This is a genomic window from Streptomyces sp. NPDC036984 (assembly GCF_055607665.1).
This window is the reverse complement of the sequence record NZ_JBVJRL010000010.1, coordinates 18,584-45,514: the sequence shown is the minus strand read 5'-3', so window position 1 is coordinate 45,514 and position 26,931 is coordinate 18,584. Positions and strand designations below refer to the sequence as shown.

The window sequence follows — 26,931 nt, the reverse complement described above, 5'->3', positions numbered from 1 at the left end:
TCGGCTATCCATTGGTCATGGCACCTGGGTCCGGGAGGTCACCGACGTGACTCCACGCCTACCACTCACACTCCGCTGCGTCGGGCTGCTGCTCGCCCTCGCGGCGGCCCTGTCGGCGTACGGTACCGCCGTCGCGTACGGCAGCACGCCCGCCCCCACCGCGGAGCCGGACCCCGTCCGCCCGTCCGCCACAGGGCACCGGGAGGAGCCGCGGGGGTCCACCCGGGACCCGGCCCCCTACCACGCGCCCGCGCAGCAGGGCTCCCCGGACCGGCACCGTCCGGGCGAGGGGCCGTCCACTCCCGCCGGCGTGCCGGACCGGGACTCGCCCGCCGCCCTCCCCATGCCGTCCGACTCGGCCTCGGCGTCGGTCCGCCCCTATCGCCCGCTCGCCTCCGTCGAGCCGTCCCGGGCGGGCAGCCGGGCCGGTGAGGGACGGATGCGGCCCGGCCGGCCGGACGGGCCCGCGGCCGAGGTGGAGGGCGACGACGACCCGGCCCCCGCCACCGCCGCCGTGCAGCCGGACGAGCCGGAGACCACGGAGGTGCCGAGCGCCTCCCTGCCGCCCGAGGAGGCCGGCCTCGCCCCCGCCAGCCCGCCGCAGCCCACCGCCGCGCAGGCGGCCCGGCAGCAGAGCGAGGGCCCCGCGGAACCGGTCCTGCGGATCCTCCCACTGGGCAGCGGGCTGGTCCTCATAGGCATGGGCCTGGGACTGGGACTCCTGGGCCTGAGACTCCGCAAGGACTGACCGGACTCCGCCCCGCCGCTACGGCGCCACCAGCAAGACCTTGCCGATGTGACCGCTCGCCTCCACCAGCCGGTGGGCCTCGGCCGCCTCGGGCATCGGCAGTTCGCGGTCCACCACCGGCCGGACATGGCCGGCGGCGAGCAGGGGCCACACATGCTCGCGTACGGCGGCGACGATGGCCGCCTTCTCCTCCAGCGGACGGGCGCGCAGCGAGGTCGCGCTGATGGCCGCCCGCTTGGCGAGCAGCGCACCGATGTTCAGCTCGGCCTTCACACCGCCCTGCATGCCGATGATCGCGAGGCGCCCGTTGACGGCGAGCGCCTGGACGTTGCGCTCCAGGTACTTGGCGCCCATGTTGTCGAGGATGACATCGGCACCCGCACCGCCCGTGGCCTGCCTGACCTCGGCGACGAAGTCCTGCTCGCGATAGTTGATCAGTACGTCCGCGCCCAGCTTCGCGCAGTACTCCAGCTTTTCCTTCGTGCCGGCGGTCACCGCCACCTTGGCACCGACGGCCTTGGCGAGCTGGATCGCCATGGTGCCGATGCCGCTGGAGCCGCCGTGCACCAGCAGCGTCTCGCCCGGCCGCAGGTGGGCGACCATGAACACGTTGGACCAGACCGTGCAGACCACCTCGGGCAGCGCCGCCGCCCGGGTGAGGTCGACGCCCTCGGGCACGGGCAGCAGCTGCCCGGCCGGTACGGCGACCTTCTCGGCGTAGCCGCCGCCCGAGAGCAGCGCGCACACCTGGTCCCCGACGGCCCAGCCGGAGACGCCGGGGCCGATCGCGGCGATCCGGCCGGAGCACTCCAGGCCGGGGTAGGGGGAGGCGCCGGGCGGCGGGTCGTAGAAGCCCTGTCGCTGAAGGATGTCGGCACGGTTGACGGCGCTGGCCACCACCTCGACCAGCACCTCGCCCTCGCCGGGCACCGGATCGGGGACCTCGTCCCACACCAGCGCCTCGGGACCACCAGGTTCGGGAATCGTGATCGCATGCATACGCGTGACGCTACCCCTCAGGGATCCCGTCACCCGGGTGGCAGGGGCCGGGTGTCCGGGGTGACCTGGGCGCCGGGAGTGGCGCGCACGATGGTGATGAGCCGGTCCGTCAGCTGGAGGGTGCCGATGGACGGATCGTCGTAGCCGAGCACCCGGTGTCCGCGGACGACGCTGACCACGAGGTCGTCCGTCTCACGCGGCTTCTTGCCCACCTCGCCGCGGACCACCGGCCGTTCGACGAGGTCCAGCCCGCTGCCCTGCTGGATCAGGTCCTCCATCACCATGCCGGCGGCGGGGCTGAGCACGGAGAGGCCGAGCAGCCGGCCGGCCGCGCCGGAGCTGGTGATGACCGCGTCCGCCCCGGACTGCTTGAGCAGCGGGGCGTTCTCCTCCTCGCGCACCGCGGCCACGATCTTGGCGCTGCGGTTGAGCTGGCGGGCGGTCAGCGTGACGAGAACGGCGGTGTCGTCCCGCTGCGGGGCCACGATGATCTGCCGGGCCTTGTGCACCTCGGCCCACCTGAGCACGTCACTGCGGGTGGCGTCGCCTATGACGCCCGCGTAGCCCTCGGCGGTGGCCGCGTCGATCGCCTTGGAGCTGGGGTCGACCACGACCACCTGCTCCTTCCTCAGCCCGGTCGCGCAGACGGTCTGGATGGCCGACCGCCCCTTCGTGCCGAAGCCGACGACGACGGTGTGATCACGCACGGTGGACCTCCAGCGGTTCAGGCGCCATTCCTCACGGGTGCGTTCGGTGAGGACCTCCAGGGTGGTGCCGACCAGGATGATCAGGAACAGCACGCGCAGGGGCGTGACGACGAAGATGTTGGTGAGCCGGGCACCGTCGCCGACCGGCGTGATGTCGCCGTACCCGGTGGTGGAGAGGGTGACGGTCGCGTAGTAGAAGGCGTCGAGGAAATCGACGCCGCCGTCCGCGTCGTCGTGGTAGCCGTCGCGGTCGGCGTAGACGACCAGCGCGGTGGAGACGAGCACCACCAGGGCCATGACCAGCCGCTTGACGACCTGGCGGATCGGGCGTTCCACCACTTTCCTCGGGAGTTTCACCCGATGGGTCACCAGGTGTTCGCCCGCCTGGCGGGCGATGGCGTCATGGCCCGGAAGTTTCACGTGAAACACACCCCGATTCCGGCGCTCGCCCACGGCAGGTCCAGCAGCTCCGTCTCCTCGCCCTGCCGGGCCCCGCCCGGCGGTACGACGGCCAGCGCGTCGGCGGCCGCGACACCACGGAGCATGGCCGGGCCGTTGTAGTGCAGCGGCACGGCATGGTCACCGCGCAGCACCACGGGGATGAGCCGGGTGTCGTACGGGTGCCCCTGCACCGCCTCCCTGAGCGGCAGCGTGTACGGCTCCGGGGCGGGGTGGGCGGCAAGGGTCCGCAGCAGCGGTTCGGCGAGCGTGAGCAGGCCGGAGACGGCTGCGAGGGGGTTGCCGGGCAGGCCGACGAGATGCCGGCGGTCCTGGATGCGGGCCAGCAGCATGGGGTGGCCGGGGCGCACCTTGACGCCGTCGACGAGGAGTTCGGCGCCGATGCGTTCCAGGACCGGGTGGACGTGGTCGACGGGTCCGGCGGCGGTACCTCCCGTGGTGACGATCAGGTCGGCGTCGGAACCGGTGACGGCCCGGTGCAGGGCCTCGGCGTCGTCGCCGATCCGGCGTACGGCGATGACGTCGGCGCCGAGCGCGCGCAGCCACGGCGGCAGCATGGGGCCGAGCGCGTCCCGGATCAGTCCGTCGTGCGGAAGCCCCTCGGTCAGCAACTCGTCGCCGAGGACGAGGACTTCGACGCGTGGGCGGGGGACGACGGTGACCGTGTCGTACCCGGCCGCCGCGGCGAGGCCCAGGACAGCGGGGGTGACCAGGGTGCCGACGGGCAGCAACTGGTCGCCGCTGCGGCACTCCTGGCCGCGGGGGCGGATGTCCTGGCCGTGCAGCATCTCGCGGGTGGTGTGCAGGCGGCCCTGGGCGTCGATCCGGCCGTGCTCGGTCCGCAGGACGGCGGTGGTGTCGGCGGGAATGCGGGCGCCGGTGGCGATGCGGACCGCCGTGCCGTCGGTGAGCGGCTCGGGCTGCGCGTGCCCGGCGAGCACCCCCTCGTCCCGTACCTGCCAGGGGCCGGGTCCGGCGACCGCCCAGCCGTCCATCGCGGAGGTGTCGAAGGACGGCAGGTCGGTGAGCGCGTCGAGGGGAGCGGCCAGGGCCAGGCCGAGGGCGTCGCCGAGCGGCACGGAGACGGGGACGCGGCGGCCACCGCCGGGCGCGCCTCCCGAGGCCTTGGGACCCTGGGCGCGCGCTGCGCGGGCGGCGATCTCGCGGGCGCGCGGCCAGGGGGTCGCCCTGTGCCGTTCGGCGGAGCGCTCGCCGGGCGTGTGCGGGGCCGGGGCGGGCACCTGGCCCGGCCCCTCGCCCTCGGCTCCCCTGTGGGCTTCTCTCACCAGCGCCAGGGCCTCCTCGACATCGAGATCGTCGGTGTCCTCGGCGGTCGCCTCGGCCCGGGAGCCGGGGGCGGTCATCCGGCGTCCGGGGCGCTCGGGCCCCCGCTGCTCTCGTCCTTGCCGCCGTTCTCCTGCGCCCAGCGCAGCGCGAGCGCGGTGGCCTTGCGGGAGGCCTCGGCGACGGCCTCGGGGCCGCCCTTGCCCTGCGCCGCCGCGTAGCCGACGAGGAAGGTGGTCAGCGGGGCGGCGGGGCGGGCCACGCCGTGCGCGGCGTCCCGGGCCAGGTCGAGCAGTACGCCGGTGTCGACGTCCAGGTCGATGCCCAGTTCGTCCTTGACTGCGGAGATCCATTCATCCAACACGTGCCCATGCTCCCTGATGCGTGCCCTGGCGTCGGCGATGTCGTCCCAGGTGTCGCAGTCGAAGGACGCGAGCGGGTCCGGGACGCGGGTGAGGCGGAGGGCGCCGGTCAGCCGGCGCAGGGGCAGCCCGGTCAGACCGTCGTGCGCGGCGGAGAGGGCGGTCAGCTCGCGGCGCAGGGCGGCGGTGCGGTAGGCGGCGACGAGCGGCTGATCGCGGCCGCCGGTGTCGGTGAGCAGCGCGCCGTCGGTGCCGGTGTCCTGAAGAGCCGTCAGCAGGCGCTGGAGGGTGTCCGGTTCGAGGAAGGGCAGGTCGGCGGAGAGGACGACGGTGTGCTCGGCGGTGGTCAGGCGCAGGCCGGCCTCCAGCGCGGCGACCGGCCCGCCGCCGGGCGGTTCCTCGCACGCCCAGCGCACCGGCCGGGCGGTGGGCCGGGGAGCGGCCACGACGACGGTCGTCCGGGCGCCCGCGCAGGCCGCGAGCACCCGGTCGAGCAGCGCGCGGCCGCCGACCCGGACGCCGGGCTTGTCGGCCCCGCCGAGCCGCCGGGCGGCACCGCCGGCCAGCACGACGGCGTCGTACGGGGCGGGCGTCCCGGGCGCGGCGGGAGCGGTGGAGGTCACCCCCCGAGTATGTCCCGTCGGCTCGCCTTCCGGACCTGGCGTACGTCACACCGGGCGCCCGCTCGTCTCACGGGCGCCGGGGTGTCTCCGGGTGCGCGCTCGTCTCACGGGCGCCGGGGTGTCTCCGGGTGCGCGCTCGTCTCACGGGCGCCGGGGTGTCGCCGGGTGCGCGCGGTCCGCGCCGGGCAGGCCGAGCCGTCACCGGGTGCGCCGCCCGCGCGGCAGGCCGAGCGTCACAAGGTGCGCAGCAGCACCGCCGGCTGTTCCACGCAGTCCGCCACATACCGCAGGAAGCCGCCCGCGGTGCCGCCGTCGCACACCCGGTGGTCGAAGGTGAGCGAGAGCTGCACGACCTGGCGGACCGCCAGCTCGCCCTCGTGCACCCACGGCTTGGGGACGATGCGGCCGACGCCGAGCATGGCCGCCTCGGGGTGGTTGACGATCGGGGTGGATCCGTCGACGCCGAAGACGCCGTAGTTGTTCAGCGTGAAGGTCCCGCCGGTGAGTTCCCCGGGTGTCAGCGTCCCCGTGCGGGCGGCCTCGGTGAGCCGGGCGAACTCGGCGGTCAGCGACTCGGCGTCGCGCGCGTGGGCGTCCCGGACGACCGGCACGACCAGGCCGCGTTCGGTCTGGGCGGCGAACCCGAGGTGCACGTGGTCGAGCTGGACGACCTCGCGGGCCTCGGTGTCGACGTACGAGTTCAGTTCGGGGAACCGGGCGAGGGCTGCCGTGCAGATGCGGGCGAGCAGCGCGAGCAGGGAGATCTTCGAGCCCCCGGCCGCGTTCATCGCGGTCCTCGCGCGCATGAGTTCGGTGGCGTCCGCGTCGACCCAGCAGGTGGCGTCCGGGATCTCCCGGCGGCTGCGGGACAGCTTGTCGGCGACGGCACCGCGCACACCCTTGAGCGGGATCCGGACCCCGCCCTCGGCGCGAGGCGCGGCGGGGGTCCGTACGGCCGGTTCCTCGGCCGGACGGGCCGGCGCGGCCTCGGCCCGCAGGGCGCCCTCGACGTCCGCGCGCAGGATCAGCCCGTGCGGGCCGGAGCCGGCCAGCTGCCGCAGGTCCACGCCGTTGTCGCGGGCGAGCTTGCGCACGAGGGGGGAGATCACGGGGATCGGTCCCTCGGCGGGGGTGGAGGCGGGCGGGGGCGCCTGTGCGGGTGCCGGTGCGGCCACACGCGCCTGGGCGGGTGCCGGAGCCGCGGCGGCCTGCCCGTCGCGGACGGATCCGACCTGCGGGGCCTGCCCGTTGACGGCGGCTTCGCGCCGGGCGCCGTGCCCGTCGGCGGCTGCCGTACCCGCCCGTACCCGGCGGCGGCGGGCCGCCGGGGCCTGGGTGCCGTAGCCCACCAGGACGTTGCCGGAGCCCTCCGGCTCCGCCGCCGCCTCACCCACGGCGACCGTCAGGAGCGGGGCGCCGACGGGCAGTTCGGCACCCTCCTCGCCGTAGCGGGCGGTGACCACGCCGCCGTAGGGGCAGGGCACCTCGACCATCGCCTTGGCCGTCTCCACCTCGACCACCGGCTGGTCGACGACGACCACGTCACCGACCTGGACCAGCCAGCGGACGATCTCCGCCTCGGTGAGCCCTTCTCCGAGGTCGGGCAGCTTGAACTCCAGCACCTGAGCCATCAGCCCTCGGCCTCCCACTGCAACCGGGCCACGGCGTCCAGGATGCGGTCGACGCCGGGCAGGTGGTGCCGCTCCAGCATGGGCGGCGGGTACGGGATGTCGAAGCCGGCCACGCGCAGCACCGGCGCCTCCAGGTGGTGGAAGCAGCGCTCGGTGATCCGGGCCGCGATCTCGCCGCCCGGTCCGCCGAACCCGCTGGACTCGTGGACGACGATCGCGCGGCCGGTGCGCCGGACGGCCGCGCAGACCGTCTCGTCGTCGAACGGCACCAGGGAGCGCAGGTCGAGGACCTCCAGGTCCCAGCCCTCGGCCCGGGCGGCCTCGGCGGCCTCCAGACAGACCGGAAGCGAGGGGCCGTAGGTGAGGAGCGTGGCGCTGCGGCCGGGCCGGCGCACCACGGCGCGCCCGATGGGCTCGACCTCCGTGGGCTGCTCCGGGTTCCAGGTGTCCTTCGACCAGTACAGCCGCTTGGGCTCCAGGAAGACGACCGGGTCGTCGGAGGCGATGGCCTGGCGCAGCAGCCCGTAGGCGTCGGCGACGGTGGCCGGGGTGACGACATGGAGGCCCGGGGTCGCCATGTAGTAGGCCTCGGAGGAGTCGCTGTGGTGCTCGACGCCGCCGATGCCGCCGCCGTAGGGGACCCGGACGGTGATGGGCAGGGGCATCCTGCCGCGCGTGCGGTTGCGCATCCGGGAGACATGGCTGATCAGCTGCTCGAACGCCGGGTAGGCGAAGGCGTCGAACTGCATCTCCACGACGGGCCGCAGGCCGTACATCGCCATGCCGACGGCGGTGCCGAGGATGCCGGCCTCGGCGAGCGGGGTGTCGGTGCAGCGGTCCTCGCCGAACTCCTTGGCGAGTCCGTCGGTGACGCGGAAGACGCCGCCGAGGGTGCCGACGTCCTCGCCCATGACGTGCACGGCCGGGTCGGCGGCCATGGCGTCGCGCATCGCGCGCGTGAGGGCCTGCGCCATGGTGGCGGGCTTGACGGCGACGGTGGTCATCGGGCGCCGCCTTCCCGCGCGGCGGGCTCGCCCTGCTGCTCCTGCTCGGCTTCCAGCTCGGCCTGCAGCAGCGCGCGCTGCTCGCGCAGCTGCGCGGTGGTCTCGGCGTAGACGTGGTCGAAGAGGTCCATGGGGTTCAGCTCGGGGTCCCGGTTCATGCGTTCCCGCAAGGCGGCGGCCATCGTCTCGGCGTCCTGTCGGACGGCCTCGATACCGGCCTCGTCCAGCAGTCCGCGCGTGGTCAGCTCGCGCTCCAGCAGCTCGACCGGGTCGTGGGCGCGCCAGGCCTCGACCTCGTCGTCGCCGCGGTAACGGGTGGCGTCGTCGGCGTTGGTGTGGGCGTCGATGCGGTACGTGACCGCCTCGACCAGGGTCGGGCCGCCGCCCGCACGCGCGTGCCGTACGGCGTCGCTGAGCACCTCGTGCACGGCCACGGCGTCGTTGCCGTCGACCAGCCGGCCCGGCATGCCGTACCCGACGGCCTTGTGGGCCAGGGAGGGCGCGGCGGTCTGCTTGGCGAGCGGGACGGAGATGGCGAAGCCGTTGTTCTGCACCAGGAAGACGACCGGTGCCTGCCAGACGGCGGCGAAGTTCAGCGCCTCGTGGAAGTCGCCCTCGCTGGTGCCGCCGTCGCCGACCATGGCGAGCGCGACCACGTCGTCGCCCTTGAGGCGGGCGGCGTGTGCGAGGCCGACGGCGTGCGGCAGCTGGGTGGCCAGCGGGGTGCTGAGCGGAGCCACCCGGTGGGCGTAGGGGTCGTAGCCGCTGTGCCAGTCGCCGCGCAGCAGGGTGAGCGCCTCGGCGGGGTCCACGCCGCGGGCGACGACCGCGAGGGTGTCGCGGTAGCTGGGGAAGAGCCAGTCGCGCTCCTCCAGGGCCAGGGCGGCGGCGATCTCGCAGGCTTCCTGGCCGGTGGTGGACGGGTAGACGGCGAGCCGGCCCTGCTTGGTGAGGGCGGTGGCCTGCGTGTTGTAACGGCGACCGCGCACCAGTTCGGCGTACAGCCGGCGCAGCAGGTCCGGGTCGGCCTTGCCGGCCGTCTCGGTACCCAGGACGCGGTAGGGCTCGGCGTCGGGCAGCAGCGGCGCGGGGTCCATACGGGGCTGCCAGGCGGGCGGCGGCGATGGCCGGTACGCGCCCCGCTGCTCCAGAACCGTCATGACGGCACCTCCTCGTGGGAGCGGCTACGGGAGGCGTGTCGGCTGTGACCCGCCTCACCAACCGATTGTTCGGTCGCCGGCACATTTTGGCTACAGGCCCCTTCAGGCTGTGGACAAACGGTTCTCCACAGCCTGGAATGAACGCAGGACGTCCACGGCGATGAAGCGGGGGGACATGGGACCTGAACAAATGGCCGACGGACCGCAGACCGGGATCGTGCTGCCGCCGCCGCGCCCGCTGGACGCCATCGATCAGGACATCCTGAAAATCCTCCAGGCGGACGGCCGCGCCTCGATACGGTCCGTCGCCGAGCGCGTCCACGTTTCGCGAGCCAACGCCTACGCGCGCATCAACCGGCTCGTCGAGGACGGGGTGATCCGGGGCTTCAGCGCGCGCGTGGACCACGAGCGGGCGGGCCACGGCACATCGGCGTACATCACGCTGAAGATCGTCCAGAACACCTGGCGCACGGTCCGCGAGCAGCTCAGGCAGCTGCCCGGCGCCTCCCACATCGCCCTGGTGGGTGGCGACTTCGATGTGCTGCTCCTGGTGCACACGCCCGACAACAGGACGCTGCGCGAGCTGGTGCTGACACGGCTCCAGGCGATCCCGGAGGTGCTCAGCACCCGGACGCTGCTGGTGTTCGAGGAGGAGGACCTGGAGCCGGACGGCTGAGGTCAGCCCTGGCGCAGCCCGGAGAAGACCAGCTGGACGACGGCGTCGGCCACTTCCCGCTCGCTCACGCCCCGCGGGTCCGGCCGGTACCACTCCACGATGGAGTTGATCATTCCGAAGACCAGCCGGGTGGCGAGGCGGACCTCCACGTCGCCGCGCACCTCCCCGTCGGCCGCCGCCGCCTTCAGCAGCTCGGCGACCCGGTGGTCGAAATCGCGCCGCCGCTCCAGCGCCCACCGCTCGGTGGCGGTGTTGCCGCGCACGCGCAGCAGCAGCGTCACGTAGGGCAGCTCGGCTATGAGCACCTCGACCATGCGGCGCACGACGTGCTCCAGCCGGTCGGCGGGCCGCCCCGCGCGCGCCTGCTCCTCCTCCAGGATGGCGAACAGGCCGTCCAGGGCGCGGCTGACGGCCCGGCGCAGCAGCTCCTCCTTGCCGCTGACGTGGTGGTAGATCGACGACTTGGAGATGCCGGCCGCCTTGGACAGATGCTCCATGGAGGTGCCGTCGTAGCCACGCTCGTTGAAGACCCGCACCGCGACCGTGAGCAGTGTCTCGGGGGTGTAGGTGTCGCGCCTGGCCGTGGTCATGAGGTGCCCTCCCGCTTGTCGATGGCGTAGGCGTGGCGGTACAGCGCGAGGGAGGGCGCGTAGCGTCCGGACGGGTCGCGTTCGTGCATCTCGTCCAGGACGTCGAAGGCGAAGTCACGGCCGAGCCTGCGGTCCCATTCGAAGGGGCCGAGCGGGTAGTTCACGCCGAGGCGCATCGCGGTGTCGATGTCCTCCTCGGTCGCCACGCCCTTGGCGACCGCGTCGTGGGCGAGGTCCACGATCCGGGCGACCGTGCGGGCGACGATCATGCCGGGGACGTCCCCGATGACGCTGACCTCCTTGCCGAGCGCCTGGAACAGGCCGGTGGCCTCGGCGATGGTCCGCGGCAGGGTGTCCTGGGCGGCGGACAGGGCGATGCGGGTGGCCGTGCGGTAGTCCAGGGCGAGGTCGAAGTAGACGACGTCCCGGAACTCCGCGGAGGTCTGGCCGTCGGCGAGGACGAGCTGGCCGCCGCTGGGCAGCACCAGGCGGGTGCCGTTGTCCTCGTCCTCCTCGCGGACCTGGATGCCCGCCTCACGGATCATGGCGAGCAGTTCGGCGGCCGGCCCGAGACCGCCCTCGGCGATGACGTACGCGGGCGGCTGCTCCTTGTCGGCGGTGTGCGGCTCGGGCCGCTCGGCCCCGTCGGCGTAGTCGTACCAGCCGCGCCCGCTCTTGCGGCCGAGCCGGCCGGACTCCACCAGCCGGCGCTGGGCCAGGGAGGGGGTGAAGCGCACGTCCTGGAAGAAGGACTGCCACACCGAGTGGGTGACGGACTCGTTGACGTCCTGGCCGATCAGGTCGGTCAGCTCGAACGCGCCCATCCGGAATCCGCCGCACTCGCGCAGGACCGCGTCGATGGTGGCGGGGTCGGCGGCCTGGGCCTCGTAGACGGCGAACGCCTCGGCGTAGAACGGCCGGGCGATCCGGTTGACGATGAAGCCGGGGGTGTCCGCGCAGGCCACCGGGGTCTTGCCCCAGGCGCGGGCGGTCTCGTAGGCGCGCGTGGCCGACGTGACGTCGGTGGCGAACCCGGAGACCACCTCGACCAGCGGCAGCAGCGGTGCCGGGTTGAAGAAGTGCAGGCCCACGAAGCGGCCGGGGTGGCGCAGAGCGCCGCCGATGGCCGTCACCGACAGCGAGGAGGTGTTGGTGGCGAGCAGGCAGTCCTCGGCGACGACCTCCTCCAGCTCGCCGAAGAGCTGCTGCTTGACGTCCAGCCGCTCCAGGACGGCCTCCACGACCAGGCCGCAGTCGGCCAGGTCCGCGATGCTGTCGACGGGCTTCAGGCGGGCGCGGGCCGCGTCCCTGTCGGCGCCGGTGAGCCGGTCCTTGGCCACGAGCCGGTCGAGGCGGGCGCCGATCGCTTCGGCCGCGTCCCCGGCCCGCCCGGGGACCGCGTCGTACAGCCGCACGGGGTGCCCGGCGACGAGCGCGACCTGGGCGATTCCCTGGCCCATGGTGCCGGTGCCGATGACGGCCACGGGGCTGCTGAGGTCGAGTGCTGTCATGTGCGCGATCCTCCCGCACGGGGTTTTCCACAGATGCGGCGGACCCCCTTGTACCGACCGATCGTTCGGTTACTCTAGCTCTGACTGGTCGTCCCTGCCCATGTTTCTGCCGAGGTCACGAACTCGACGAAGAGTTCTCCAGACGAGGAGTTGGTCCCGCATGGCCGCCGAACTGACCGCCCGCGAGCTGATCGAGAAGCACCGGCCGACGCTCGACCAGGCCCTGGAAGCGATCCGCACCCGCGCGTACTGGTCCCCGCACCCCGAGCACCCGAAGGCGTACGGCGAGAACGGCAGCCTGGACGCGGCGGCGGGCAAGGCCGCCTTCGACGCCCTGCTGGGCACCCGTCTCGACCTCGGCCAGCCCGGCACGGACGACTGGGTGGGCGGCGAGGTCTCGCCGTACGGCATCGAGCTGGGCGTGACGTACCCGCACGCGGACACCGACGTGCTGCTCGCGGCCATGAAGAGCGGTCAGGCGGCCTGGCGGGACGCGGGTCCGGAGGTCCGGGCGGTGGTCTGCGTGGAGATCCTCAAGCGGATCAGCGACCGGACGCACGAGTTCGCGCACGCCGTCATGCACACCAGCGGCCAGGCGTTCATGATGGCGTTCCAGGCGGGCGGCCCGCACGCCCAGGACCGCGGCCTGGAGGCGGTGGCGTACGCGTACGCGGAGCAGGTCCGCACGCCCGGGTCGGCGGAGTGGACCAAGCCGCAGGGCAAGCGGGACCCGCTGGCGCTCACCAAGCGGTTCACGCCGGTCCCGCGCGGCATCGGCCTGGTCATCGGCTGCAACACCTTCCCGACGTGGAACGGCTACCCGGGCCTGTTCGCCTCGCTGGCCACCGGCAACGCGGTCCTGGTCAAGCCGCACCCGCGCGCGGTGCTGCCGCTCGCGCTGACCGTCCAGGTGGCCCGGGACGTACTGGCGGAGGCCGGCTTCGACCCGAACCTGGTCGCGCTGGCCGCCGAGCGCCCCGGCGAGGGCATCGCCAAGACCCTCGCCACCCGCCCCGAGATCAGGATCATCGACTACACCGGGTCGACGGCCTTCGGTGACTGGCTGGAGGCCAACGCCCGCCAGGCGCAGGTCTACACGGAGAAGGCCGGCGTCAACACGGTGATCGTGCACTCCACGGACGACTACCAGGGCATGCTGGCCAACCTGGCGTTCTCGCTGTCCCTGTACAGCGGCCAGATGTGCACCACCCCGCAGAACCTGCTCGTCCCGCGGGACGGCATCAGCACCGACCAGGGCCCCAAGACCTTCGACGAGGTCACCGCCGATCTCGCCCGCGCGGTCGACGGCCTGCTGGGCGACGACGCGCGCGCGAACGCCCTGCTGGGCGCGATCGTCAACCCGGACGTCAAGGCCCGCCTGGAGGCCGCGGCCGGCCTGGGCGAGGTCGCCCTCGCCTCCCGCGAGATCACCAACCCGGACTTCCCGGGCGCGGTGGTCCGCACACCCGTCATGGTCAAGCTGGACGGCGCCAAGCCGGACGACGAGGCGGCCTACATGAGCGAGTGCTTCGGCCCGGTCTCCTTCGCCGTCGCGGTCGACTCGGTGACGGACGCGGTGGAGCTGCTGCGCCGCACGGTCCGGGAGAAGGGCGTGATGACGGTCGGCGCGTACACCACGGACGCCGAGACCGAGCGGGCCATCGAGGAGGTCTGCCTCGAGGAGGCGGCCCAGGTCTCCTTCAACCTGACCGGCGGGGTCTACGTCAACCAGACGGCCGCCTTCTCCGACTTCCACGGCTCGGGCGGCAACCCGGCGGCCAACGCGGCCCTGACCGACGGCGCTTTCGTGGCCAACCGCTTCCGGGTGGTCGAGGTGCGCCGGGAGGTCTGAGAGCCCGGGGGCGCGGGCCGGTACGCGGCCGCGGGCAGTCGGTGACCGGTCGCGCGGTTCCCCGCGTCCCTCACGGGCGCTGTGCGTCCCCGGCGCTCCAGTGGTACAGGGTCATCGCCACGCTGGTGGCCAGGTTGTAGCTGGAGACCTGGGGGCGCATCGGCAGACGCAGCAGGTGGTCGGCGCGGGCGCGGAGTTCCGGTGACAGGCCGGTGCGCTCCGAGCCGAAGGCCAGTACGGCGTCGTCGGGCAGCTTGGTGCCCCGGATGTCCTCGCCCTCCGGGTCGAGGGCGAACAGCGGGCCGGCGGGCAGGTCGGCGGTGCCGAGGCGTTCCACGGCGGTGGCGAAGTGCAGGCCCGCGCCGCCGCGCACCACCGTGGGATGCCAGGGGTCGAGCGTGCCCGTGGTGACCACGCCGGTCACCCCGAAGCCGGCGGCCAGCCGGATCACGGCGCCGGCGTTGCCCAGGTTGCGGGGGTTGTCCAGGACCACGACGGGGGCGGTGCGCGGTGTGCGGGCGAGCGCCCGCAGGTTGGCCTCGCGGGACGGCCGTACGGCGAGGGCGGCCACACCGGTCGGATGGGGCCGCGGGACGAGGGAGGCGTATGCCTGCTCGGACACCTCCGTCAGCAGGGCGTCCAGGGTGTCGCGCACGTCCGCGGCCAGCTCCTCGGCGAGGGCGAGTGCGGCTTGCCGGTCGGTGGTGACCGCGACCGGCACCTCGGCCCCGAAGCGCAGCGCGTGCTTCAGGGCGTGGAAGCCGTCGAGCAGCACGGCGTCCGGTGCCTGCGCACGCCAGCGGCTCAGCGGGTCGGTCATGCGGTGAACCCTACGCGGTCCGGCGCGCTGTCCTCGGGGGAGCGCGGGGCGGGCACCGTACGGCCGGCGCGCCGCAGCAGCCCCCCGCGCGCGCGTGCCGCCAAAGCCCCGAGCCGGCGCAGGAACGACGTCGGCAGGAAGACCGCGTCCGCGGTGATCATCGCCAGCGAGAAGAACGGCAGGCCGAGCACGACCGCGATCACCGCGTGCTCGGCCATCATCAGCACCAGCAGGACGTTCTTGGCCCGCCGGTTGAGCAGGGTGAACGGGAAGGCGACCTGGACCATCACCGTTCCGTAGGCCACGATCATCATGATCGTGCCGCTGGAGGACATCAGCTCGGCCAGTCCGGGCCAGGGCGAGAAGTAGTCCAGGTGGAGCGGGTAGTAGACCGCGGTGCCGTCCTGCCAGCGCGAACCCTGGATCTTGTACCAGCCCGCGGTGGCGTAGATCAGGCACGCCTCGGCCATGATCACGACCAGGGCGCCGTTGTGCAGGACGTTGGCGACGACGTCCAGCAGGATCCGCGGCTCCTGCCAGGCCGCCCGGCGTCCGACGAGCCACCACAGGCCGAGCACCGCCCAGGCCGTCCACAGCAGCGCCGGGATCAGCCAGCCGTTGTCGAACCGCCCGGTCAGCGTCGCCGTGCCGAGCGCCAGGCCGAGCACTGCCCACAGCACCGGTCCCACCCGGTCGGCGGGCACCCGCTCCCCACGCGCGCGTGCCGCCTCGTCCTGTGCCGCGCGCCGGGCGTCGAGGGACCAGACCTGACCGCAGCGCGTGAACACCAGGTAGAAGGCCATCAGGTGCAGGACGTTGTCACCGCCGTCGCCGATGAACACGCTGCGGTTCTGCAGCGACAGCACGCCCACCATGAACAGCACGGACGCGGTCCGGGTGCGCCAGCCGAGCAGCAGGGCCGCGCTGGCGAGGATGGCCAGCGCGTAGCAGCACTCGAACCACAGCTGCCCGTCGGACCACAGCAGCGCCGTGAAGGCGTGGTTGTCGTCGGTCAGCTCCTTGGCGAGGTTCCAGCCCCACGGCCCCGAGGGGCCGTACAGCTCCTGGCGGTGCGGGAACTCGCGCAGCAGGAACAGCAGCCAGGTCCCGGCGAAGCCGATACGGATCACGGCGCTCTGGTACGGCCCGAGAGCCGCCTCGGTGACCCGGGCGATGCCGCGCGACAGTGTCAGGGAGAGACGGTTCACCGCACGCCTCCAGCGGCCTCGTCGGCCGTCAGGGACCACCACGGCTGCACGCGGTAGACGGGCTTGTCGGACACCCGCTCACGGCTCCATGCCGGCGGCTGCACATTGGTGGTGCTGGAACGGACCTGCACGCGCTGGATCACGCCTTCCCGGCTCGTCGGATCGTCCCGGTACAGCCGCATCACCACGATCCGGCGCAGATACTGCTCGGACAGGGAGCCACGCATGCCCACGGGACGGTTGTCGGCACTGTGCGTGGCCGTGAAGAAGTCCCAGGCCCGGCGCAGCTCGTTCTGCTGGGTGTGGCTGGGCGCGACATTGCCGTCGATGGCGGCGCCGTCCTGCGCGGACAGATCGGTCCAGCCGGTGGTGTGCAGGCCGCCGTCGTCGGTCCGCACCTCGGCACGCACCTGCACGGCGATGTTCTGCTGGAGCGGGTTCGGCGCGAACAGCTTCCAGTTCTGCTCGAACTCCGGGTAGACCCACTCCTCGACCGCCTTGCCGTGCTGCTTCGTCACGGTGTTCGAGGGCGCGAGGCTGAGGAACACCATGAGCAGATGCACACAGGCGGCCACGGCGACCACCGCGAGGGCCAGCGCCGCGCCGACCTGGTAGCGCGGGGAGAGCGCGGCGATGCCGGTGCGGGGCTCGGGCGGCGGGGGATCCTCCGGAGGCGGTTCCGGGAGACGCGTCCCGGCCGGCCCGTCGGGAGCCTGCGGTCCCCGCGAGTCCTCGTCGTACGCGTCCATTCCGTCTCGTCCCCCGTCTCGGCTCATTCTTCGGCCGGTCGTTCAGCCCGGTCGTTCAACTCGGTCGTTCAGCTCGGTCGTTCAGCTCGGTCGCTCCGCTCAGCGGTTCGGCCCAGCGGGTCGGCTCGGCGGCGCGGTGCCGTCACAGGCGCCCCGTGCTGCACGAGCGCCACGTCTCGGCGCCCGCACGGAACGGTACTCAGCCCCGGGCACCGGGCGCAGCCCCGGGTAGGGGCCGACCGCGGTGGTTCTCACCACGCACCGGGCTCCGCGGTGCCGACCGCTACGTCATCCGGCGGCCCACGAAAGGTCCGCCGACCCCTCGCATACGCCCCGCCGGTACCGCCGGGACCGGTCCGTCGGCTCGCTCCCGCTGGTTTTCCACAGGTGGCGCGAGGAGTTTTCCACAGCGGTTGACACCCCGCGGCGGCCCGGCACACCATGGATGCGCACGGACCGAACGATCGGTCGGGACCTCCCGGCCGGGGCCCGTGTCCACCGCAGAGCCCGAGGTCAGGGGGACCGCATGGCCACAGCAGCCGCGCAGCGCACGGCCCGCACGGAGGCGGACGGCGCACCGGACACCGTCGACACGACGGCCTACCAGCGCGCCTTCGACGCGGCCGTGGCCGCCGACGACCGCATCGAACCGCGCGACTGGATGCCCGACGCCTACCGCGCGACCCTGGTCCGGCAGATCGCCCAGCACGCGCACTCCGAGATCATCGGCATGCAGCCGGAGGCCAACTGGATCACCCGGGCGCCGTCCCTGCGCCGCAAGGCGATCCTCATGGCCAAGGTCCAGGACGAGGCCGGCCACGGCCTGTACCTGTACAGCGCGGCCGAGACCCTCGGCACCGGCCGCGACGAGCTGCTCGACAAGCTGCACAGCGGCCGCCAGAAGTACTCCTCGATCTTCAACTACCCCACCCTGACCTGGGCCGACGTCGGTGCGATCGGCTGGCTGGTGGACGGTGCGGCGATCACCAACCAGGTCCCCCTGTGCCGCTGCTCGTACGGCCCGTACGCCCGCGCCATGGTGCGGATCTGCAAGGAGGAGTCCTTCCACCAGCGCCAGGGCTACGAGCTGCTGCTGGCCCTCAGCAAGGGCACTCCCGAGCAGCACGCCATGGCCCAGGACGCGGTGGACCGCTGGTGGTGGCCCTCGCTGATGATGTTCGGCCCGCCCGACGACGAGTCCCAGCACTCCGCGCAGTCGATGGAGTGGAAGATCAAGCGCCACTCCAACGACGAGCTGCGCCAGCGCTTCGTGGACATCTGCGTCCCGCAGGCCGAGTCCCTGGGCCTCACCCTCCCCGACCCGGAGCTGAGGTGGAACGAGGAGCGGGAGCACTACGACTTCGGTCCGATCGACTGGACGGAGTTCTGGGAGGTCCTCAAGGGCAACGGGCCCTGCAACGAACAGCGGATCACCCAGCGCAGGCGCGCCCACGACGAGGGCGCATGGGTACGGGAAGCGGCCGCGGCCTACGCGGCCAAGCACACCGGCGAGACCGGTGAGACGGGAGCGACGCGAGCATGAGCACCACCGACTGGCCCCTGTGGGAGGTCTTCGTGCGCTCCCGGCGCGGCCTCTCCCACACCCACGCCGGCAGCCTGCACGCGCCCGACGCCGAACTGGCCCTGCGCAACGCCCGTGATCTGTACACCCGGCGCGGCGAGGGCGTCTCGATCTGGGTCGTCCCGGCCGCCGCGATCACCGCGTCCTCACCGGACGAGAAGGACCCCTTCTTCGAACCGGCCGCCGACAAGCCCTACCGGCACCCGACCTTCTACGAGATCCCGGAAGGGGTGAAGCACCTGTGACCGCCACCGGCCCCGCCACCGTCCCGGTGACCGCCGCGCTCGCCCTCGGCGACGACGCCCTGGTGCTCTCCCACCGGCTGGGCGAGTGGGCGGGTCACGCCCCCGTCCTGGAGGAGGAGGTCGCCCTCGCCAACATCGCCCTGGACCTCCTCGGCCAGGCCCGGGTCCTGCTGTCGCTGGCCGGCGACGAGGACGAGCTGGCCTACCTGCGCGAGGAGCGGGCCTTCCGCAACCTCCAGCTGGTCGAGCAGCCGAACGGCGACTTCGCCCACACCATCGCCCGCCAGCTGTACTTCTCCACCTACCAGCAGCTGCTCTACACCGAACTGGCCGCCGGCGACGGCCCCTTCGCACCCCTGGCCGCCAAGGCCGTGAAGGAGGTCGCCTACCACCGCGACCACGCCGAGCAGTGGACGCTGCGGCTCGGCGACGGCACGCAGAGCAGCCACGAGCGGATGCAGCGGGCCTGCGACGCGCTGTGGCGGTTCACCGGGGAGATGTTCCAGCCGGTGGAGGGCCTCGACGCCGACCGGCACGCCCTGGAGAGCCGTTGGCTGGAGTCCGTCACCGACGTGCTCGGCCGGGCCACCCTGACCCTCCCGGAGGGGCCGCGCACCGGCGCCTGGTCGGCGGGCGCCGGCCGGCAGGGCCTGCACACCGAGCCGTTCGGGCGGATGCTCGCCGAGATGCAGCACCTGCACCGCAGCCACCCGGGGGCGACATGGTGACCGCCACCGCCCTGGAGGCGGAGCTGCTGGAGCTGGCCGGCGCGGTGCCCGACCCCGAGCTGCCCGTGCTCACCCTGCGCGAGCTGGGCGTGCTCCGCGCGGTGCACGTCCACGGCCCGGACGCGGTGCAGGTCGACCTCACGCCCACCTACACCGGCTGTCCGGCCATCGAGGCGATGAGCTGCGACATCGAGCGGGTGCTGCGCGACCACGGCATGCGCGAGGTCTCCGTTCGCACGGTGCTCAGCCCCGCCTGGTCGACCGACGACATCACCCCCGAAGGGCGCGAGAAGCTCCGGGAGTTCGGCATCGCTCCCCCGCGTGTGCGGGCCGCCGACGGCCCGGTCCCGCTGACCCTCGGCCCGACCCGGACGAGCACGCCGGACCCCGAGCCGGTCCGCTGCCCGCACTGCGGCAGTGCCGACACCGAACTGCTGAGCCGGTTCTCCTCCACCGCCTGCAAGGCGCTGCGCCGCTGCCTGGCCTGCCGGGAACCGTTCGACCACTTCAAGGAGTTGTGATGGCGCGCTTCCACCCGCTCCCGGTGGCCGCGGTCGACCGGCTCACCGACGACTCCGTCGCCCTGACCTTCACCGTGCCGCCCGAGCTGCGCGAGGAGTACCGGCACGCCCCCGGCCAGCACCTGGCGCTGCGCCGCCGGGTGGACGGCACGGAGATCCGGCGCACGTACTCGATCTGCTCTCCCGCCCCCTACCCGGCCGGCGACGGCCCGCGGACCCTGCGGGTGGGAGTGCGGCTGGTCGAGGGCGGTGCCTTCTCGGCGTACGCGCTGAAGGAGATCAACGTCGGTGACGAGCTGGAGGTGATGACCCCGGCCGGCCGCTTCACGCTGGACCCGGCGCCGGGTCTGTACGCGGCGGTCGTCGGCGGCAGCGGCATCACCCCGGTGCTGTCGATCGCCTCCACCCTGCTCGCCCGGGAGGCGGAGGCGCGCTTCTGCCTGATACGCAGCGACCGTACGGCGGCTTCGACGATGTTCCTGGAGGAGGTCGCCGACCTGAAGGACCGCTACCCGGAGCGGCTCCAGCTGGTGACCGTGCTCTCCCGGGAGGAGCAGCAGGCGGGCCTGCCGTCGGGCCGGCTCGACCGGGAGCGGCTCGCCGGGCTGCTGCCCGCGCTGCTGCCGGTGGACGAGGTGGCGGGCTGGTTCCTGTGCGGGCCGTACGGGCTGGTGCAGGGCGCAGAGCAGGCGCTGCGCGAGCTGGGCGTGGGACGGGACCGGATCCACCAGGAGATCTTCCACGTGGACGCGGGGTCGGCCGCGGCGTCCGCTACTCCGGCGCCCGCGCACAGCACCGTCACCGCGCGACTCGACGGCCGCGGCGGCACCTGGCCGGTGCGGGAGGGCGAGTCGCTGCTGGAGACGGTGCTGCGCAACCGGCCCGACGCGCCCTACGCCTGCAAGGGTGGAGTCTGCGGCACCTGCCGGGCCTTCCTGGTCGAGGGCGAGGTGCGCATGGACCGCAACTTCGCGCTCGAGGCGGAGGAGACGGAGGCCGGGTACGTACTGGCCTGCCAGTCGCACCCGCTGACGGAGCGGGTGGAACTGGACTTCGACCGCTGAGGGTCCCGCCCGGCGGGCACCGAGTGCCCCTCCTCGCGGAGCCACGAAAAAGCTGACGGGGGGAGGGGCTCTGGAAAGCCGGGGCCTCGCGGCATTCCCTTATTCTAGAACCTGTTCTATCTTGACGGCCCGTCAGATGACCGGACCCCGCCGGGAGGACAGGCCGTGGACTTCACCTTCACCGAGGAGCAGCGGGCGGCGGCCGAGGCGGCGCAGGGGGTGTTCGCCGGTGTGGCGCCGGACGCGGTGCCCAGTCCGGCGCTCACCACCGGGGCCGTGGCCGAGGGCATGGACCGGGAGCTGTGGGCCCGGCTCGCCGGCGCGGACCTGCTGAGCCTGTTGCTGGACGAGGCGCACGGCGGGGCGGGCCTGGACGCGATCGCGCTGTGCCTGGTGCTGCGCGAGGCCGGCAAGGTGCTCGCCCGGGTACCGCTGCTGGAGCACAGCGCCGCCGCCGCGGTCGTGCAGACATACGGCGGCCCGGAGCAGGCGGACCGTCTGCTGGCCCGGGCGGGGCGCGGTGAGCCGGTGCTGACCGTCGCGGCACACGGGCGCACCGGCCACGACCCGGCCGAACGGGCCGTCACCGCACGGCGCGACGGGCGGGCATGGCTGCTGGACGGGGTCCAGACGGCGGTGCCGTGGGCGTACGACGCGGATCTGGTCGTCGTACCGGCGCACATCGAGGGCTCGGCCGCCGGCCGGGCCGTGCTGGCGCTGGTGCCGCGCGGGGCGGACGGGCTGGTGCCGGCCGAGCAGATCTCCACCACCGGTGAGCGGCTGGCCGAACTGCGGCTGCGGTCCGTACGGGTCGCACCGGAGGATGTGATCGAGGCCGAGGGCGCCTGGGAGTGGCTGCACGCGCTGCTGGCGACCGGCACGTGCGCGCTGGCGCTCGGGCTGGGCGAGCGGGTGCTGCGGATGACCGGTGAGTACACCGGCAAGCGGGAGCAGTTCGGGTATCCGCTGGCGACGTTCCAGGCGGTGGCCGTGCAGGCCGCGGACCGGTACATCGATCTGCGCGCCATGGAGGCCACCCTGTGGCAGGCCGCGTGGCGGATAGCCTCCGCGGCGCCGGGCGCGCTGCCCGTCGCCGGGGACGTCGCCGTCGCGAAGATCTGGGCGGCGGAGGGGGTGCGGCGGGTGGTGCAGACCGCACAGCATCTGCACGGCGGCTTCGGCGCCGACACCGACTATCCGCTGCACCGCTACCACGCCTGGGCCAAGCACCTGGAACTGGCGCTCGGCCCGGCGGCGGCGTACGAGGAGAGGCTCGGCGACCTGCTGGCCACCCATCCCCTCGCCTGACGCTGGCCCCGCGGCTCGGCCGAGACGCCCGGGCCAGAAAGCGGGAGACCCGGGCCAGGAGGCGGGAGACCCGGGCCGGGAAGCGGGAGGCGGGAGGCTCGGGCTAGAGGACGAAGCCGGGGGTGCCGGTGTCGGTGACGACCGGGCGGCCGGCCGTCTGCCAGTGCTGCATGCCGCCGTCGACGTTCACCGCGTCGATGCCCTGCTGCACCAGATACATGGTGACCTGGGCCGAGCGGCCGCCCGAGCGGCAGATGACGTGGACGCGGCCGTCCTGCGGAGCGGCCTCGGTCAGCTCGCCGTAGCGGGCCACGAACTCGCTGATGGGAATGTGCAGCGCTCCCTCGGCGTGGCCCGCCTGCCACTCGTCGTCCTCGCGGACGTCCAGTAGGAAGTCGCCGTCCTTGAGGTCCGTGACCTGGACCGTGGGCACACCAGCTCCGAAATTCATGCCTCCGACGCTACCCGAAGCGCCGGAGCGGCTCAGCCCTGCCCGAGCAGGGCGGCCAGGTCCGCCTCCCGCTGGGCGATGTCGGCGCGCAGCCGGCCGGCGATCTCGTCGAGCAGGCCGTCGGGGTCGTCCGGGGCGAGGCGGAGCATGCCGGCGATCGCGCCCTCCTCCAGTTCGCGGGCGACGAGGGTGAGCAGTTCCTTGCGCTGGGCGAGCCATTCGAGGCGGGCGTACAGCTCCTCGGCGGGGCTCGGGCGGCGCTCGGGCGGTACCGGCCCGGCCGCCCACTCCTCGGCAAGCTCCCCGAGCAGGGTCTCGTCACCGCGGGCGTAGGCGGCGTTGACGCGGCTGAGGAACTCCTCGCGCCGCTTCCGCTCCTCTTCCTCCTGCGCCAGGTCGGGGTGGGCCTTGCGGGCCAGCTCGCGGTAGAGCTTGCGGGCCTCCTCGCTCGGCCGCACCCGCTGCGGGGGCCGTACGGCCTGCTCGGTGAGCATGGCGGCGGCCTCGGGGAACAGGCCGTCGCCGTCCATCCAGCCGTGCAGCAGTTCCTCGACACCCGGGATCGGCAGCACACGGGCCCGGGCCTCCGCGGCACGGCGCATGTCCTCGGGGTCACCGGTGCGGGCGGCCTTCGCCTCGGCGATCTCGGCGTCCAGTTCCTCGATGCGGGTGTAGAGGGGGCCGAGTCGCTGTTCGTGCAGGCGGGAGAAGTTCTCGACCTCGACGCGGAACGTCTCCACGGCGATCTCGTACTCGATCAACGCCTGCTCGGCGGCCCGTACGGCCTGTTCCAGCCGTTCCTCGGGACGGGGTGCGGGCTGGTCGGCTTCGGGGGTCGTCACCCGCCCAGAGTATCGGCTGCGGTCGGCTGGAGCCGGGGTGCGGGGGCTCGCGGTAGGGCCAGCGGCCGGACGTCTGAGGGACCGCCCCCCTCACACCCCCGGCTCGGCCGCGATCCTCCCCGCCCGGATGCCCTGGACCAGGTCGACGTGGTCCGCCTCCGTGCGGTCGGCGTAGGCGACGGCGAACGTGGCGATCGCCTCGTCCAGTTCCTCGTTCTTGCCGCAGTAACCGGCGATCAGGCGTGGGTCGGCGCTGTGGGAGTGGGCGCGGGCCAGGAGGGCTCCGGTCATGCGGGCGTAGTCGTCGAGCTGGTCGGTGGCGAGGGCGGCCGGGTCGACGCTGCCCTTGCGGTTGCGGAACTGGCGCACCTGGTACGGGCGCCCGTCGACGGTGGTCCAGCCGAGCAGGATGTCGCTGACGACCTGCATCCGCCGCTGGCCGAGGACCACCCGGCGGCCCTCGTGCGCGACCGGCGGGGTCGCGAAGCCGGCCGTGGCCAGGTGCGGGACGAGCGCGGAGGGGCGCGCCTCCTTCACCTGGAGGACCAGGGGCTCGCCGCGGTGGTCGAGCAGCAGCACGACGTAGGACCGGGTGCCGACACTGCCGGTGCCGACCACCCGGAAGGCGACGTCGTGCACGGCGTGCCGGGCGAGCAGCGGGTGCCGGTCCTCGCCGAGGGTGTCGACGTACGGCTCCAGGGCGGCGGCGACCGCGGCGGCCTCGGCGTCCGGTACGCGGCGCAGCACCGGCGGGGCGGGCACGAACCGGCGCCCGCCGTCCGCCACGGCCTCGGTCGACTTCGCCGCGAACCGGCCGCTGGTGTTGGCCCGCGCCTTCTCCGAGACCCGCTGGAGCGTGCCGAGCAGGTCGTGGGCGTCGGTGTGGGAGACCAGTTCCTCGTCCGCGATGGCGTTCCAGGCGTCGAGTACGGGCAGCTTGGCGAGCAGCCGCATGGTGCGGCGGTAGGCGCCGGCCGCGTCGTGGGCCGCCGCGCGGCAGGTGTCGTCGTCGGCACCCGCCTCCCGGCCGGCGAGGACCAGGGAGGCGGCGAGCCGCTTCAGGTCCCACTCCCAGGGGCCGTGCACGGTCTCGTCGAAGTCGTTGAGGTCGATGACGAGGTCGCCGCGGGCGTCGCCGTAGAGACCGAAGTTGGCCGCGTGGGCGTCACCGCATATCTGGGTGCCGATCCCGGTCATGGGGGTACGGGCCAGGTCATGGGCCATGAGGCCGGCCGAGCCGCGCAGGAAGGCGAAGGGGCCGGCCGCCATCCGGCCCACGCGCAGCGGGGTCAGTTCGGGGATGCGGCCGGCGTTGGACTCGGTCACCGCGCTCACCGCGTCGGGGCGGGCGGCGTCCGGGTCGAGCGCATGGTGCGCGGAGCGCGGCACGCTCGCGCGGAGCGCCTTGCCCTCTTCCTTGGGCGAGCCCTGCGGCGGCCACGGGGCGAACCCGCGCACCCGGGGCAGCCGGCGCGCGCCCCGCTCCGCCGCGTCCGTCGCTCCCGCACCGCTTCCGGTCACCGCGACCGCCTCCCCCGTACTGGCCGCACGCCTCGCGCAGGCGCGGGTACGAACATCAACTCGGGGAGACCGTACAACCGGTGACTCGAACGCGTCAGGCCCTGTGGATACCGGCATGGCCACGGCCCGCCGGACGGCCCGTCACCAACCCTCACCACCAGGCCGCCCACCCCTGAGAGCTTCCTCACACGAGGGGTCGGCCCGGGCCTACGGACGGCGCGCATACGACTACGGGCCCATCGTTTTCACGATGGGCCCGTAGCCTCTGTGTGCGCGAGGGGGGAGTTGAACCCCCACGCCCTTGCGGGCACTGGAACCTGAATCCAGCGCGTCTGCCTATTCCGCCACCCGCGCATTGGGTGTGTCTTCCGTTTCCGGCCCTTGCGGGCTGGCCCCTTCCGACACCCAGAACATTAGCACGCCGTACGGGGTGGATTCACATCGCTTCCCAGGCCCCGGGCCTCGCCCCCCGCCGGCGCCCGCGCGGCGGCGCACGTATCAAGGAGACGCGGTTCACGTATCAACCTCGTACCGGTCCGGGCCGTCTGCCCAAGAGGCGGACCGGGTCCACAGCCAGGTGCGGGACACTGGTCTTCGCCCGCCTCTACGATCCATGGGAGCAGGACACGCGCCAGGAGTTCGAAGGGGAGCCGCTGGGGGAACCGGCTGATTGGCGGGCGCGTAGATACGATCAGTGAGCAGTACCGGCAGTACCCGGCAAGGCAGCGGCACAGAGCAGGGCAAGACGACGGCAGGGACGGAGGAGGTGCCCCATGGGAGTCCTGAAGAAGTTCGAGCAGCGTCTCGAAGGTCTGGTGAACGGCACCTTCGCCAAGGTCTTCAAGTCCGAGGTCCAGCCCGTGGAGATCGCCGGAGCGCTCCAGCGTGAGTGCGACAACAACGCGACCATCTGGAACCGTGACCGGACCGTCGTACCCAACGACTTCATCGTGGAGCTGAGCGCGCCGGACTACGAGCGCCTCAGCCCCTACTCCGGGCAGCTCGGCGACGAGCTGGCCGGCATGGTGCGCGACTACGCCAAGCAGCAGCGCTACACCTTCATGGGCCCGATCAAGGTCAACCTGGAGAAGGCCGAGGACCTGGACACCGGCCTGTACCGGGTGCGCTCGCGCACTCTCGCCTCCTCCAGCAGCCAGCAGGCCCCCGGCGCACCGGCGGCCGGCCGGCCCGCCCAGAGCGCCCCGGGCGGCTACGGCTACCCGCCCGCCGCGCCCGCCGGCGCTCCCCCGATGCCGTCCGCGCCGCCGCCCGGCGCCCGCCCCGGCGGCTACGGCTACCCGCAGCCCGCCACCCAGCGGCCCGCCGCGGCCCCGATGAGCGGCGCACGCACCCGCTACTGGATCGAGATCAACGGCACCCGCCACCAGATCTCCCGCCCGACGCTGGTGCTGGGCCGCAGCACCGACGCCGACGTGCGGATCGACGACCCCGGCGTCTCCCGCCGGCACTGCGAGATCCGGACCGGAACGCCCTCGACGATCCAGGATCTCGGCTCCACCAACGGCATCGTGGTGGACGGGCAGCACACCACCCGCGCTACGCTCCGCGACGGCTCGCGGATCGTCGTGGGCAGTACCACCGTTATCTATAGGCAAGCCGAAGGGTGAAGCGGGGGCAATGTCAGAGCTGACCCTCACGGTCATGCGGCTGGGTTTCCTGGCCGTACTGTGGCTGTTCGTGATCGTGGCCGTGCAGGTCATCCGGAGCGACCTGTTCGGTACGCGCGTCACCCAGCGCGGATCGCGTAGGGAGGCGGCCCGGCCGCAGCAGCCGGGCCGGCAGCAGACCCGGCAGCAGGCCACGCCGCCGCCGCAGCGCAGCCAGCAGGCCGGCGGCCGGCGCGGCCGCAACGCCCCCAGCAAGCTGGTCGTGACCGAAGGCACACTGACCGGCACCACCGTCGCGCTCCAGGGCCAGACCATCACCCTGGGCCGGGCGCACGACTCCACGATCGTGCTGGACGACGACTACGCCTCCAGCCGCCATGCCAGGATCTACCCGGACCGCGACGGCCAGTGGATCATCGAGGATCTCGGCTCCACCAACGGCACCTACCTGGACCGGTCCCGGCTGACGACCCCCACACCGATCCCGCTGGGCGCGCCGATCCGCATCGGCAAGACCGCAATCGAGCTGCGGAAGTAGTGCTACGTCATGAATAAGCGCGAGCGGAGCGAGCACGCAGCGGCAGGCCGCCACCCGGTCTCCGGCGCGCTCCCAACCGGAGGGTGGGCAGTGTGGCTCGACACGACCGGCTGTACCCGG

26 protein-coding genes and 1 tRNA gene are annotated in these 26,931 nt (G+C 73.3%); 11 read left to right on the top strand and 16 right to left on the bottom strand.

The features are described from left to right. Window positions 1–46 precede the first annotated feature (46 nt). On the top strand, window positions 47–748 hold the full coding sequence (locus ACZ7DL_RS19675; protein ID WP_470775439.1) for a hypothetical protein: 702 nt from the start codon (window positions 47–49) through the stop codon (window positions 746–748). Window positions 749–766: 18 nt separating this feature from the next. On the opposite strand, the gene ACZ7DL_RS19670 is transcribed toward ACZ7DL_RS19675, so the two are convergent. From ACZ7DL_RS19670 to pdhA, 7 genes are all read right to left on the bottom strand, one after another. Then, window positions 767–1,747: an NAD(P)H-quinone oxidoreductase gene (locus tag ACZ7DL_RS19670; RefSeq protein WP_470775438.1), complete on the bottom strand. Its 981-nt coding sequence runs from the start codon at window positions 1,745–1,747 to the stop codon at window positions 767–769. Between the two features lie 29 nt (window positions 1,748–1,776). Further along, entirely contained in the window at window positions 1,777–2,874 is a 1,098-nt protein-coding gene (locus ACZ7DL_RS19665; protein WP_470775437.1) for a potassium channel family protein, read from the bottom strand. Then, the gene (locus ACZ7DL_RS19660) at window positions 2,871–4,277 is read right to left on the bottom strand and encodes a molybdopterin molybdotransferase MoeA (protein WP_470775436.1); all 1,407 of its coding nucleotides are present in this window, start codon (window positions 4,275–4,277) and stop codon (window positions 2,871–2,873) included. The genes ACZ7DL_RS19665 and ACZ7DL_RS19660 overlap by 4 nt, the downstream gene beginning before the upstream one ends. Continuing rightward, on the bottom strand, window positions 4,274–5,182 hold the full coding sequence (locus ACZ7DL_RS19655) for an NTP transferase domain-containing protein (RefSeq protein ID WP_470775435.1): 909 nt from the start codon (window positions 5,180–5,182) through the stop codon (window positions 4,274–4,276). The genes ACZ7DL_RS19660 and ACZ7DL_RS19655 overlap by 4 nt, the downstream gene beginning before the upstream one ends. Before the next feature lie 233 nt (window positions 5,183–5,415). Further along, a complete protein-coding gene (locus ACZ7DL_RS19650) occupies window positions 5,416–6,813 on the bottom strand; it encodes a dihydrolipoamide acetyltransferase family protein (RefSeq protein ID WP_470775434.1) in 1,398 nt (465 codons plus the stop codon). Next, the gene (locus tag ACZ7DL_RS19645) at window positions 6,813–7,817 is read right to left on the bottom strand and encodes an alpha-ketoacid dehydrogenase subunit beta (RefSeq protein ID WP_470775433.1); all 1,005 of its coding nucleotides are present in this window, start codon (window positions 7,815–7,817) and stop codon (window positions 6,813–6,815) included. Before ACZ7DL_RS19645 ends, ACZ7DL_RS19650 begins: the two co-directional genes overlap by 1 nt. Then, the gene (pdhA, locus tag ACZ7DL_RS19640) at window positions 7,814–8,977 is read right to left on the bottom strand and encodes a pyruvate dehydrogenase (acetyl-transferring) E1 component subunit alpha (RefSeq protein ID WP_470775432.1); all 1,164 of its coding nucleotides are present in this window, start codon (window positions 8,975–8,977) and stop codon (window positions 7,814–7,816) included. The genes ACZ7DL_RS19645 and pdhA overlap by 4 nt, the downstream gene beginning before the upstream one ends. A gap of 175 nt (window positions 8,978–9,152) precedes the next feature. Here pdhA and ACZ7DL_RS19635 point away from each other — a divergent pair, with 175 nt between their 5' ends. Beyond that, window positions 9,153–9,653, top strand: a complete 501-nt coding sequence (locus ACZ7DL_RS19635) for an Lrp/AsnC family transcriptional regulator (protein ID WP_470775431.1) — start codon at window positions 9,153–9,155, stop codon at window positions 9,651–9,653. A gap of 2 nt (window positions 9,654–9,655) precedes the next feature. Here ACZ7DL_RS19635 and ACZ7DL_RS19630 read toward each other — a convergent pair whose 3' ends face one another. Together ACZ7DL_RS19630 and ACZ7DL_RS19625 are read right to left on the bottom strand one after the other, a co-directional pair. Next, window positions 9,656–10,243, bottom strand: coding sequence for a TetR/AcrR family transcriptional regulator (locus tag ACZ7DL_RS19630; RefSeq protein ID WP_470775430.1), 588 nt, complete (start codon window positions 10,241–10,243; stop codon window positions 9,656–9,658). Beyond that, entirely contained in the window at window positions 10,240–11,754 is a 1,515-nt protein-coding gene (locus ACZ7DL_RS19625; RefSeq protein WP_470775429.1) for a 3-hydroxyacyl-CoA dehydrogenase, read from the bottom strand. Before ACZ7DL_RS19625 ends, ACZ7DL_RS19630 begins: the two co-directional genes overlap by 4 nt. A gap of 160 nt (window positions 11,755–11,914) precedes the next feature. On the opposite strand from ACZ7DL_RS19625, the gene paaN reads away from it, so the two are divergent. Next, window positions 11,915–13,606 carry a phenylacetic acid degradation protein PaaN gene (gene paaN, locus ACZ7DL_RS19620; RefSeq protein ID WP_470775428.1) on the top strand — a complete coding sequence of 564 codons (1,692 nt, stop codon included), beginning with the start codon at window positions 11,915–11,917 and terminating at the stop codon, window positions 13,604–13,606. A gap of 70 nt (window positions 13,607–13,676) precedes the next feature. Here the strand turns inward: paaN and ACZ7DL_RS19615 are convergent, their stop codons facing one another. The 3 genes from ACZ7DL_RS19615 to ACZ7DL_RS19605 are packed head-to-tail and all read right to left on the bottom strand — an operon-like array spanning window position 13,677 to window position 16,383. Continuing rightward, the gene (locus ACZ7DL_RS19615) at window positions 13,677–14,426 is read right to left on the bottom strand and encodes a TrmH family RNA methyltransferase (protein WP_470775427.1); all 750 of its coding nucleotides are present in this window, start codon (window positions 14,424–14,426) and stop codon (window positions 13,677–13,679) included. Continuing rightward, window positions 14,423–15,634, bottom strand: a complete 1,212-nt coding sequence (locus ACZ7DL_RS19610) for an HTTM domain-containing protein (protein WP_470775426.1) — start codon at window positions 15,632–15,634, stop codon at window positions 14,423–14,425. Before ACZ7DL_RS19610 ends, ACZ7DL_RS19615 begins: the two co-directional genes overlap by 4 nt. Continuing rightward, a complete protein-coding gene (locus ACZ7DL_RS19605) occupies window positions 15,631–16,383 on the bottom strand; it encodes a DUF5819 family protein (protein ID WP_470775425.1) in 753 nt (250 codons plus the stop codon). The genes ACZ7DL_RS19610 and ACZ7DL_RS19605 overlap by 4 nt, the downstream gene beginning before the upstream one ends. A gap of 526 nt (window positions 16,384–16,909) precedes the next feature. On the opposite strand from ACZ7DL_RS19605, the gene paaA reads away from it, so the two are divergent. From paaA to ACZ7DL_RS19575, 6 genes are all read left to right on the top strand, one after another. After that, window positions 16,910–17,926: a 1,2-phenylacetyl-CoA epoxidase subunit PaaA gene (gene paaA, locus ACZ7DL_RS19600; protein WP_470775424.1), complete on the top strand. Its 1,017-nt coding sequence runs from the start codon at window positions 16,910–16,912 to the stop codon at window positions 17,924–17,926. Beyond that, on the top strand, window positions 17,923–18,210 hold the full coding sequence (gene paaB, locus ACZ7DL_RS19595) for a 1,2-phenylacetyl-CoA epoxidase subunit PaaB (protein WP_014673816.1): 288 nt from the start codon (window positions 17,923–17,925) through the stop codon (window positions 18,208–18,210). Before paaA ends, paaB begins: the two co-directional genes overlap by 4 nt. A gap of 26 nt (window positions 18,211–18,236) precedes the next feature. Then, entirely contained in the window at window positions 18,237–18,938 is a 702-nt protein-coding gene (paaC, locus tag ACZ7DL_RS19590; protein WP_470775772.1) for a 1,2-phenylacetyl-CoA epoxidase subunit PaaC, read from the top strand. Then, window positions 18,932–19,459 (top strand): 1,2-phenylacetyl-CoA epoxidase subunit PaaD, encoded by a 528-nt coding sequence (paaD, locus tag ACZ7DL_RS19585; RefSeq protein WP_470775423.1) that lies wholly within the window; start codon window positions 18,932–18,934, stop codon window positions 19,457–19,459. The genes paaC and paaD overlap by 7 nt, the downstream gene beginning before the upstream one ends. Then, window positions 19,459–20,523 (top strand): 2Fe-2S iron-sulfur cluster-binding protein, encoded by a 1,065-nt coding sequence (locus tag ACZ7DL_RS19580; protein WP_470775422.1) that lies wholly within the window; start codon window positions 19,459–19,461, stop codon window positions 20,521–20,523. The genes paaD and ACZ7DL_RS19580 overlap by 1 nt, the downstream gene beginning before the upstream one ends. 165 nt (window positions 20,524–20,688) lie before the next feature. Continuing rightward, window positions 20,689–21,831, top strand: a complete 1,143-nt coding sequence (locus tag ACZ7DL_RS19575; RefSeq protein ID WP_470775421.1) for an acyl-CoA dehydrogenase family protein — start codon at window positions 20,689–20,691, stop codon at window positions 21,829–21,831. A gap of 103 nt (window positions 21,832–21,934) precedes the next feature. Here ACZ7DL_RS19575 and ACZ7DL_RS19570 read toward each other — a convergent pair whose 3' ends face one another. The 4 genes from ACZ7DL_RS19570 to ACZ7DL_RS19555 form a co-directional block, all read right to left on the bottom strand. Next, window positions 21,935–22,264: a rhodanese-like domain-containing protein gene (locus tag ACZ7DL_RS19570; RefSeq protein WP_470775770.1), complete on the bottom strand. Its 330-nt coding sequence runs from the start codon at window positions 22,262–22,264 to the stop codon at window positions 21,935–21,937. A 50-nt stretch (window positions 22,265–22,314) separates the two neighbouring features. Continuing rightward, the gene (locus tag ACZ7DL_RS19565) at window positions 22,315–23,124 is read right to left on the bottom strand and encodes a hypothetical protein (RefSeq protein WP_470775420.1); all 810 of its coding nucleotides are present in this window, start codon (window positions 23,122–23,124) and stop codon (window positions 22,315–22,317) included. A 90-nt stretch (window positions 23,125–23,214) separates the two neighbouring features. After that, window positions 23,215–24,645: a DUF2252 domain-containing protein gene (locus ACZ7DL_RS19560; protein ID WP_470775419.1), complete on the bottom strand. Its 1,431-nt coding sequence runs from the start codon at window positions 24,643–24,645 to the stop codon at window positions 23,215–23,217. Between the two features lie 270 nt (window positions 24,646–24,915). Beyond that, window positions 24,916–24,999, bottom strand: a tRNA-Leu gene (locus ACZ7DL_RS19555). 419 nt (window positions 25,000–25,418) lie between these two features. Between ACZ7DL_RS19555 and ACZ7DL_RS19550 the strand changes: the two genes are divergently transcribed. Both ACZ7DL_RS19550 and ACZ7DL_RS19545 read left to right on the top strand, forming a co-directional pair. Beyond that, window positions 25,419–26,273: an FhaA domain-containing protein gene (locus tag ACZ7DL_RS19550; protein ID WP_470775418.1), complete on the top strand. Its 855-nt coding sequence runs from the start codon at window positions 25,419–25,421 to the stop codon at window positions 26,271–26,273. A 10-nt stretch (window positions 26,274–26,283) separates the two neighbouring features. After that, window positions 26,284–26,811 carry an FHA domain-containing protein FhaB/FipA gene (locus tag ACZ7DL_RS19545; RefSeq protein WP_470775417.1) on the top strand — a complete coding sequence of 176 codons (528 nt, stop codon included), beginning with the start codon at window positions 26,284–26,286 and terminating at the stop codon, window positions 26,809–26,811. The last annotated feature ends 120 nt before the right edge of the window (window positions 26,812–26,931 follow it).

Excerpts from the sequence above, each read along its gene's own strand:
- ACZ7DL_RS19650 (WP_470775434.1), bottom strand. The coding sequence starts at position 6,813 with ATGGCTCAGGTGCTGGAGTTCAAGCTGCCCGACCTCGGAGAAGGGCTC.
- ACZ7DL_RS19580 (WP_470775422.1), top strand. The coding sequence starts at position 19,459 with ATGGCGCGCTTCCACCCGCTCCCGGTGGCCGCGGTCGACCGGCTCACC.
- ACZ7DL_RS19550 (WP_470775418.1), top strand. The coding sequence starts at position 25,419 with ATGGGAGTCCTGAAGAAGTTCGAGCAGCGTCTCGAAGGTCTGGTGAAC.
- ACZ7DL_RS19615 (WP_470775427.1), bottom strand. The coding sequence starts at position 14,426 with ATGACCGACCCGCTGAGCCGCTGGCGTGCGCAGGCACCGGACGCCGTG.
- paaD (WP_470775423.1), top strand. The coding sequence starts at position 18,932 with ATGGTGACCGCCACCGCCCTGGAGGCGGAGCTGCTGGAGCTGGCCGGC.
- paaN (WP_470775428.1), top strand. The coding sequence starts at position 11,915 with ATGGCCGCCGAACTGACCGCCCGCGAGCTGATCGAGAAGCACCGGCCG.
- paaA (WP_470775424.1), top strand. The coding sequence starts at position 16,910 with ATGGCCACAGCAGCCGCGCAGCGCACGGCCCGCACGGAGGCGGACGGC.
- ACZ7DL_RS19635 (WP_470775431.1), top strand. The coding sequence starts at position 9,153 with ATGGGACCTGAACAAATGGCCGACGGACCGCAGACCGGGATCGTGCTG.
- ACZ7DL_RS19670 (WP_470775438.1), bottom strand. The coding sequence starts at position 1,747 with ATGCATGCGATCACGATTCCCGAACCTGGTGGTCCCGAGGCGCTGGTG.
- pdhA (WP_470775432.1), bottom strand. The coding sequence starts at position 8,977 with ATGACGGTTCTGGAGCAGCGGGGCGCGTACCGGCCATCGCCGCCGCCC.
- paaB (WP_014673816.1), top strand. The coding sequence starts at position 17,923 with ATGAGCACCACCGACTGGCCCCTGTGGGAGGTCTTCGTGCGCTCCCGG.
- ACZ7DL_RS19645 (WP_470775433.1), bottom strand. The coding sequence starts at position 7,817 with ATGACCACCGTCGCCGTCAAGCCCGCCACCATGGCGCAGGCCCTCACG.
- ACZ7DL_RS19545 (WP_470775417.1), top strand. The coding sequence starts at position 26,284 with ATGTCAGAGCTGACCCTCACGGTCATGCGGCTGGGTTTCCTGGCCGTA.
- ACZ7DL_RS19605 (WP_470775425.1), bottom strand. The coding sequence starts at position 16,383 with ATGGACGCGTACGACGAGGACTCGCGGGGACCGCAGGCTCCCGACGGG.
- ACZ7DL_RS19630 (WP_470775430.1), bottom strand. The coding sequence starts at position 10,243 with ATGACCACGGCCAGGCGCGACACCTACACCCCCGAGACACTGCTCACG.
- ACZ7DL_RS19660 (WP_470775436.1), bottom strand. The coding sequence starts at position 4,277 with ATGACCGCCCCCGGCTCCCGGGCCGAGGCGACCGCCGAGGACACCGAC.
- ACZ7DL_RS19625 (WP_470775429.1), bottom strand. The coding sequence starts at position 11,754 with ATGACAGCACTCGACCTCAGCAGCCCCGTGGCCGTCATCGGCACCGGC.